The sequence below is a fragment of the Kribbella sp. NPDC056951 genome (genome assembly GCF_042674205.1).
Taxonomy (GTDB): domain Bacteria; phylum Actinomycetota; class Actinomycetes; order Propionibacteriales; family Kribbellaceae; genus Kribbella; species Kribbella yunnanensis.
This window is the reverse complement of sequence record NZ_JBHUQZ010000001.1, coordinates 1,456,848-1,465,189: the sequence shown is the minus strand read 5'-3', so window position 1 is coordinate 1,465,189 and position 8,342 is coordinate 1,456,848. Positions and strand designations below refer to the sequence as shown.

Here is an 8,342-nt window from a genome sequence, read left to right as displayed (position 1 = left end):
TTCGAACAAGTCTTGTGGTCCGCAACGGAGGTCACCATGACGATGCGGCAGATGTGCCCTTTCAGGACCGTGAGTAGGCACTTACGAGCCGTAGCGGTCGCGACCTGTAGCGGCGGCAACGCAGGCATCAGCAGACTCGTATCTCGATCGAACTGAGTCCTGGGGGTTGACGTGGCGGTAGGCGTGGCGATGACAGCAGGGATCTGGAGCGCGGCCGGTGAACTGCCAACAAGCAACGTCGCGACACAGCACGCAGCGGCCACTCTCACGGACGGCCGTGTCCTTGTGGCCGGTGGCGGTGACGCCGGCCTGAATGCGTTCGGCACAGCTACTCTCTTCGATCCTGACACCCTGACCTGGACGGAGGGCGGATCGCTGGCCGAGAGCCGGCGGCTGCACACTCTGACTCTGCTGGCCAATGACACAGTCCCATTGCACGGCGCGGTTCTGGCGGCCGGCGGTATCCCCGGTGCCTATCGGTATCCGCCGCCTGCAACGGCATCGGCCGAACTGTTCGACGGCGGAAAGTGGCGTTCGACAGGACGTCTGGCCGACGCACGCTTCGACCACAGCGCCACCTTGCTGGCCGACGGGACCGTTCTGGTGGCTGGTGGTGAGACTTCGCGCTCGGCTGGGTCTACCCGAAGCCTCGCATCGGTGGAGCGGTACGACCCCGGTAGCGAGAGCTGGACGCGCGTCGCCCCGATGACGGATCCACGCTCGGGCCACCAAGCCGTGCTGCTGGCTGACGATCGCGTCCTGGTCACCGGTGGATTCGTCAGTAACGGAGCTGGTTCGTTCGTGAGTCTCGCCTTCTGCGAGATCTACGACCCGACGGCCGATCGATGGGCGATGACGGGCTCACTGCGGACTGCACGGGCCGGTCACCAGTCGACACTGCTGTCGGACGGCACGGTGCTCACTACCGGCGGAGCGACGTACGGGCTCGTCCTCGGTCCGATCTTCGACGGCCACAGCCATGCCTCAACGGAACGGTACGACCCAGCCACCGGCGGCTGGTACCCCGCCGAGCCGATGCCAGCCGGCCGGAGCCGCCATCAAGCGATCAGTCTCGAGGACGGTCGGCTCCTCGTCCTCGGCGGTACCGACGAGGCGAGCGTCATGTCCGGATTCGGGAACGCGGTCCTGTACGACCCCGACAGCCGGTTCTGGACTCCCACCCCGGCGATGATCGCGGGTCGCTATGCCAGTACGGCGGTCCGCCGGCCGGACGGTCGTGTCCTGGTGATCGGTGGCGTCGGCCAAGCCGCACTCGCCACCGCGACGGGGCAGGGCATGGAACTGGTGTCGATCGCCGAACTCTTCTCTCCCAGCGGTGTACCACCCGAGGTCAAGCCTCCGAGCGACGTCGAACTCGACGCCTGGATGCGCGAGGCCGAGGCCTGGTCCAAACAGGCGGACGAGCACCACAAGGCCGGCCGCCACCCCGAGTCCGTCGACTGTGAGCAGAAAGCCCTCGACCTTTTCACAAAGGTCCGCAAGTGGCGGCCGATCATCACCCGGCGCTGGGCCTACTCCTCCTTGTTCCTCGGCGTCTATCTGCAGGCGGCGGGCAGACACGCGGACGCCGTGAAGTCCGCGACCCGGGCCGTCGAGGGCTACGAAACCACCGGCGACAAGCCGCTCATCGCCTGGGCCTATGGAAACCTCGGCACCATCCTGAACCGTGCAAGCCGCCCGGCCGAGGCAGTCGCCGCGCAGCAACGGGCCCGTGAGCTCTACCAGCAACTCACCTCCACCGACCCGGCCTACCGCCCACTGTGGGCCGGAACCTGCGTCTTCCTCGCGGCTTATCTGTCAACAGTCGGCCGGCATGACGAAGCAATTGCCGTTGGCATCGAATCGGTCGAGCTCTACCGCCAGGCGGGCGACCAGTACCGGGTTGGCTGGGCCTACGGCAACCTCGCCTCGAGATACCAGGCCGCGAAACGGTGGGTCGATGCCTGCGACGCGCAACGATCCTGTCGCGACATCTATCGCACGCTGAGTCAGACCGATCCCGCCTACCGCGCAAGCCTTGCGCAGACGAGCGTGGTCTTTGCCGGCCTCCTGATCCACGTGCCCCTGTACGACGAAGCAGTCGCCGTCGCGCGAGACGGAGTCGACCTGTATCGCGAGCTCAACGATCAGCCGCAACTCGCCTGGGCCCTCAGCACCCTGCGGGCCACCTACCGCGTCGCCAACCGCCACGAGGAAGCGGTCGTCCCAGCCCAGGAGGCCCGCGACATCTACCACACTCTGGCGCAGGCAAATCCGGCGTACCGCGCCCTGCTCGCCCGTGAGGCCATGGAACTGGCTATGTGCCTGGACACGTTGAGAAAGCGCCCCGAAGCGCTCGCCTCGGCAAGAGAGGCAGTCGCCGTCTACGAGGCGCTCGCTCAGGAGGACCCCGCCAAGTACACGCCCTCGCTCACCGCCGCCCGGGAACTCGTCAGGCGCCTGGAGAACGCCGGCTGATCCACGTCGCCTAGCTCAAGGAATCCTTTACTCCGTGTAGAAGCGCGACAGGAATGGTCCTAGGACTTGTGGGTCGGCTACGTGGCCGGCGACCTCGATGGTGAGGTGGTGGGCGTTGGGTAGGTAGGCGGCGGCTGCGTCGGCGGCGGCGCCGAAGAAGTCGAACGGCAGGCCGGCCGAGTGTGGATCCAGGGTTGCGCCGGTGCTCAGCAGTACGGGCTGAGTCACCTTGGCCAGCCGGTCTGCGGGTGGTGGGCCTTCGCCGACGCACGCGGCGTCGTACCGCAGGGTTGGTGCGAGCGCGACCAGGGCCGGCCATACCGGGGCGGCTTCGGCGCCTGCGATGTCTTGCTCGGAGGAACCGGCCAACTTCATGAACAGCCGGAGCGCCTGGTCGGGGTCACCGGCGTCCAGGGCGACGGTGAGGTCGTCGACGTAGGTCTGCCAGCCTGCGACCATTTCGTCGCCGAGGAGATAGGACACCTCATGGGTGGCGATTCGGTCGATGGGCAGGCCGGCGGCAGCTGCCTCCAGCGCGAGTGCGCCGCCGGACGACGCAGCGAACACGTGGGCCCGGCCGCCGACCGCCTCGATGACCGCCGCGAGGTCCTCGATCTCGCGTTCCACCGTGTACGGCGCAGTGTCGCCACTGTCTCCGCGGCCGCGGCGCCGGTAGTTGACCACGGAGAACGTGCTGGCCAGCCACTCACCCAGCGGGACGTTCTCGGCGCCGTCGTCGAGACCGCCGCCGACGAGTAACAGCGCGGGCCCGTCGTCACTCAGGCGGTCGTATCCGATCGTCGTGCCATCAGCTGAGGTGACGTGCGACATGATCATCCCCTTTCAGATCGTTACTCCTACTTTAGGAGCAAAAGGTCCTTGATGGGAAGTATGCTGTCGGTATGCGTAGTTATCGGGACCTGTGCGGTATCGCTCGTGCCTTGGACCTTGTAGGTGAGCGATGGGCGCTGCTGGTGGTCCGCGAACTGTTGTTCGGACCCAAGCGCTTCGCCGACCTGCACCGCGGACTACCCGGGCTCAGCCAGAACGTGTTGACGCAGCGGCTCCGTGAACTGCAGGACTCCGGCGTCGTGACCCGGCGGCGCTCGCTCCCGCCGGGAGCCGGTCTGGTCTACGTGCTGACCGACCACGGGCGAGCACTCGAACCAGTCCTGTTGGCGCTCGGGCGATGGGGCAGCCCACTGCCGCCGCTGCCCGGCTCGGCTATGGAACTCAGCCCGGATGCGTTGGTGGTCGCGCTGCGTACGACGTTCGACCCGATCGCGGCCGGCGACCTTGCCGGCTCCGTCCAGCTGCACCTGCCCGGCGACGCATTCCACCTCGTCGTGAACAACGGCGAGCTCGAGGCAGTTCGAGGCGAAGCAGCCGCCGACGCGGTCCTCACCACCGAAGTGCACACGGTCCAAAGCCTCGTGTTCGACGGGCAAGACCTCGACGACGTCATCCGATCCGGGGACGCGACCGCGGATGGCAACACCGCCGTACTGCGACGTTTCATCAGAGCGTTCAACGACCACAGAGGCGGCTAGAAGTCGCTGCCAAGGCCTCGATGCGACATCATTGTCAGGCACTGGCGGGCTACCGAGAGAGACCGATGGTTGACGCAGACGTCGAAGGCACCCCGGGCCGTCGGTGGGCCGAGCATGCGAGCATCGAGATCACGATCGTCTGGTTGGTCGGCGTCATCGCGTCCTCGCTCGGCTTCCTGCTCGCCGTCGTCTCGGTGACGCTGCCTTGGACATTCGTTTATCCGCGCCCCGGACACTCGGTCGCGCCGGGCGGACCCGAGCAGCCGTTTCTCACCCGGATCAGCAACTACGAGCCCGCCTCGGTCGTGACCGTGCTGCTGGTGATCGTGTTCGCGCTGATTGTGGCTGCGTGCTTCGGGACCACGGGACCGGTCAATTCGGTACTGCGGATCGTCACGCCGGCGATCGGCATTTTCGGCGCCTGGTTCATCGGGGTGCTCTACGTCTTGGTACTCCCCACGGTCAAGTACGGCTACTCGCGTGAGTTCGGCCAGTCGGTTCGGCTCGATCGCGCGATCTACAACACGGTGCCGAGTACCGGGCTTGGCCTGTGTTGTCTCGGGGTCATGTTGATGGCGGCCGGTTCGGTGCTGGCGATCCGGCCGATCGCTCATCGCCGGGCTGTGACGGCGCAGGTGCATCGGCTTGGCTATGTGTGCGCCGGGGTTGCCCTGGTCATGTTGTTCGCCTCGTTCTCCGAGCCTTGGCTGCGGCAACCGGCCGATCCGTTGGAGTCGCAACCGGTCTGGGGCGGACCGCCCCAGCTCGAGTCCTGGCTGGTGGTCTTCCGGTTCACGACGATCGCCGCCTTGATTCTCCTGACCATCCTGGTGCTGTCGAAGTCGGCGCGGGTCCGTCGGCGGGTGGCGAAGGCCGGCCTCGTCACCTGCGAGGTGACGGTCGCGATCCTGTTGACCGGGCTGATGATCGCCTGGCTCCCGGACGTCAAGGTCGAGATTCGCCCGACGTACTACCTGGCGATCGGCGCCGCGGCACTACTGGCGATCGCATTCCTCGACGCGGCTCTCGGTGAGGTCGTCCGTCGTCAAACCTCAGAACAGGAGTCATCGTGACGCCGAGGAAGCCCAGCACCATGGGCGCGAAACTTCGACGCAAGGCGACGGCCAGGACTGAAACTCCAGCGACGCCTACACCTCGCTGGCGTCACGCTCTGAGCGGCAGGAACTGGTTCCTGGTCATACTGGTCACCGCAATCGTCGCCACCGCGATTCCAGCAGCCTTCCCCGCGACGATCGATTCGGTCCGGGATCTGTGGAACGACGATCCGGTCACCATCGAGTCCGCTGATGTGAGCGAAACCCTCACCGGTGTGCCGATCCTGGCCACCTCCGGGACGATACCGAAGACCGACGACCTGCACGCGATCGACGACCTGGCCCGCCAGGCCGGAGGACAGCCGGCCGGCGTTTCCGGTCAACGACTGACCTTCCGGAATCACCGCTCGAGCACGATCGTCGTGACCGGAATCAAGCCGGTTGTCGAGAAGGACGAGAAACCTCTCGACGGAACCTTGGTGCGGTTCTTCAGTCAGGGCGGTTCCGAGACAACGCTTGTCGATCTCGACCTCGATTCGCCCGAGCCGCTGCCGACCGGGCGGACCGAATCCGGCCAACCCACCAAGGAGCCGTTCTTCGCCAGGAACAACATCACGCTTGATCCCGGCGAGACGCATCTGATGAACCTGCGCACCGTCACCCAGCGCTGCGACTGCACCTGGCGGCTGCAGGTCACCTACCGGTACCACGACGAGGAACGCACCGTGGTCGTCCCCGCAGCGGACAAACCGCCGTTCCGGATGACGGCCTACGCCGTACGGTATCGAGCCGTGTATCACGTCGATCCGGATGGTCTGCACGTCATCGATGCCAAGGACTACTGCGCCGACCCGGCGATCTGCCGTGCCGCAGACCCATCGTGCGGCACAGTTCGCACAGCCACTACGAAGGCCGTCGTACGGATCGAGAAGGGTACGACGACCTGCCCGGAGGCGTTGCGGATCACCGACCGCTACTACAACGACGCCTCGATCCCCAAGCAAGGCAGCGGCGGCCACGCCGAGGTAGATGGCTGGAGTTGCGCGTCCACGTCAGCCGCCGAGTCGGAGAAGACCGGACACTTCGGCTCCTGCACCCGTGGGCCGACAACTGTGACCATGGACGCAACCTAAACCTGACCCCGCTGCAGGGTTTCGCCCTCGACATCGACGTTCGGGAGCCGGCGGTTGAGCCATCCAGGCAACCACCAGGCATGGCGTCCGAGCAGGGCCATCGCCGCCGGCACGATCGTCATCCGTACGACGAAAGCGTCGATCGCGACTGCGGTCGCGAGCCCGAATCCGAGCTCACGGAACATCGTTTCGCTCGAGAGGATGAAGCCGGAGAAGACCGCGATCATGATGATGGCAGCGGCCGTGACGACCCGGGCGGCCTGGCTGAACCCTTCCACGACCGCACCCTTCGGCGTCGCGCCGTGCACATGGGCCTCGCGCATCCGGGTGACCAGGAATACCTGGTAGTCCATGGCCAGTCCGAAGACGACGCCGATCATGAAGATCGGCAGCATGCTCAGGATCGGTCCGGTCTGTCCTTCGACCCCGAAGAGCCCGGCGAGCCAGCCCCACTGGAACACCGCGACGAGCGCACCAAACGTGGCGGCGATCGTCAGCAGGAACCCGAGCGTTGCCTTCAACGGCACCAGCACGGACCGAAACACCAGCATCAGCAGCAAGAACGCGAGACCGACAATCAAGAGCAGGTACGGCAGCAGAGCAGCGCCGAGCTTGGCGGAGATGTCGATGTTGACGGCGGTCGCACCGGTCACCGAGACAGTGGCGCCATCGCCCATCCTCGGCAGGTCACGGATCGCGTTGACGAGATCCGTCGTCTCCGTCGCACTGGGACCTTCGGTGGGGATGACCGTCATCAGCGCGGTGTTCCCAGCCGGGTTCATGGTCGGCGGCGCGACCATCGCGACATGGGGAAGGGTGCGCACGGCCGCAGCCTTGCTGGCAACCGCAGCCTTGGGGTCGGCCGACGCAGCCGCATCGACGACGACCAGGAGTGGTCCGTTGAAACCTGGGCCGAAGCCCTTGCTGAGAAGCTCGTAGGCGTCGCGCTGGCTCGACCCGGGCTTGGCTGTGCTGTCGTTCGACAGACCCAATTGAAGATCGAACGCCGGAACCGCCACTGCCCCAAGGCCGATCACCGTCGCCACGAGCACAGCTACCGGCCGCCGAGTGACAAGCTCCACCCACCGACGGCCAACGGGCTTCACCGGGGTCTTGCGAGAACCTCTGATTCGAGACCCCACCATGCCTAGCATCGCGGGCAGGAAAGTCAGCGCGATCGCCACTGCCAAGAGAACGGTCAGTGCCGCGGCCAGGCCCATCTGGGTCAGGAACGGGATGCCGACGACCGCCAACCCGGCAAGGGCGATCACCACCGTCAGACCGGCAAAGACGACCGCCGAGCCCGCCGTACCGACCGCGTGCCCGACCGCGTCTTCGGGTTCGAGACCTGCGGACAACTCTTGCCGATAACGAGAAACGATGAGCAAGGCATAGTCGATCGAGACCGCCAGTCCGATCATCACCGCCAGCACCGAAGTGGTCGACGCGACGTCGAAGAACCCGGACGCCGTACTGATCGCGGTCACCCCGATACCCACGCCGATGATTGCCGATAGCAACGGCATACCGGCCGCGACCAGCGATCCGAAGGTGATCAACAGGACCACGGCCGCGACACCGACCCCGATGATCTCGCTCAGATGTTGTGGCTCGGTCTCGTCCATCGCATTCCCGCCGTACTCGACCGTCAGCCCAGCCGCTCGGGCCGACTCGATCGCAGCCTTGACGGCAGCTCTCGCCTCCGGCGTCACGTCCTTCGCCGCAACCTCGTAGGCGACCTGGGCGTATCCGATCCGGCCGTCGGTGGAGATACCGCGAGCCGTGAACGGATCGGTCACCGCGCCGACCTGCGGTGCATCCGAGAGCCGCCGTACGGCGTCCGTCAGCAGAGCGCGGTTGGCCGGCTCGCTGAGCTTTCCGCCGGCCGGTGCCTCGAACACCACCCGGGCTGTCGCGCTGTCGGCTTTCGCCTTCGGGAACCGCTCATTGAGCAGATCGCCGGTGCGTTGGGACTCGGTGCCGGGGATCGAGAAACCGCCATCGCTCGGCGACGACAGAGTGACGGTACCCACGACACCCGCGACGAGTAGCGCCAACCAGACAAAGACAACCAGGCGTCTCCGCCGGAACGCAGCCCGGCCAAGCCGGTAAAGAAAGATAGCCAT

6 protein-coding genes are annotated in these 8,342 nt (G+C 66.2%); 4 read left to right on the top strand and 2 right to left on the bottom strand.

Going from position 1 to position 8,342, the window contains the following annotated elements:
- Positions 1 to 189: 189 nt before the first annotated feature.
- Positions 190 to 2,478: a kelch repeat-containing protein gene (locus tag ACFTSF_RS06865; RefSeq protein WP_380152890.1), complete on the top strand. Its 2,289-nt coding sequence runs from the start codon at positions 190 to 192 to the stop codon at positions 2,476 to 2,478.
- A 27-nt stretch (positions 2,479 to 2,505) separates the two neighbouring features.
- Here ACFTSF_RS06865 and ACFTSF_RS06860 read toward each other — a convergent pair whose 3' ends face one another.
- Entirely contained in the window at positions 2,506 to 3,309 is an 804-nt protein-coding gene (locus ACFTSF_RS06860) for an alpha/beta fold hydrolase (protein WP_380152889.1), read from the bottom strand.
- 71 nt (positions 3,310 to 3,380) lie between these two features.
- On the opposite strand from ACFTSF_RS06860, the gene ACFTSF_RS06855 reads away from it, so the two are divergent.
- From ACFTSF_RS06855 to ACFTSF_RS06845, 3 genes are all read left to right on the top strand, one after another.
- The gene (locus ACFTSF_RS06855; protein WP_380152888.1) at positions 3,381 to 4,028 is read left to right on the top strand and encodes a winged helix-turn-helix transcriptional regulator; all 648 of its coding nucleotides are present in this window, start codon (positions 3,381 to 3,383) and stop codon (positions 4,026 to 4,028) included.
- Positions 4,029 to 4,093: 65 nt separating this feature from the next.
- A complete protein-coding gene (locus ACFTSF_RS06850; RefSeq protein ID WP_380152887.1) occupies positions 4,094 to 5,101 on the top strand; it encodes a hypothetical protein in 1,008 nt (335 codons plus the stop codon).
- A complete protein-coding gene (locus ACFTSF_RS06845) occupies positions 5,098 to 6,216 on the top strand; it encodes a hypothetical protein (protein WP_380152886.1) in 1,119 nt (372 codons plus the stop codon). The genes ACFTSF_RS06850 and ACFTSF_RS06845 overlap by 4 nt, the downstream gene beginning before the upstream one ends.
- Here ACFTSF_RS06845 and ACFTSF_RS06840 read toward each other — a convergent pair.
- On the bottom strand, positions 6,213 to 8,342 hold the full coding sequence (locus tag ACFTSF_RS06840) for an MMPL family transporter (RefSeq protein ID WP_380152885.1): 2,130 nt from the start codon (positions 8,340 to 8,342) through the stop codon (positions 6,213 to 6,215). The two genes, ACFTSF_RS06845 and ACFTSF_RS06840, sit on opposite strands and share 4 nt — an antisense overlap.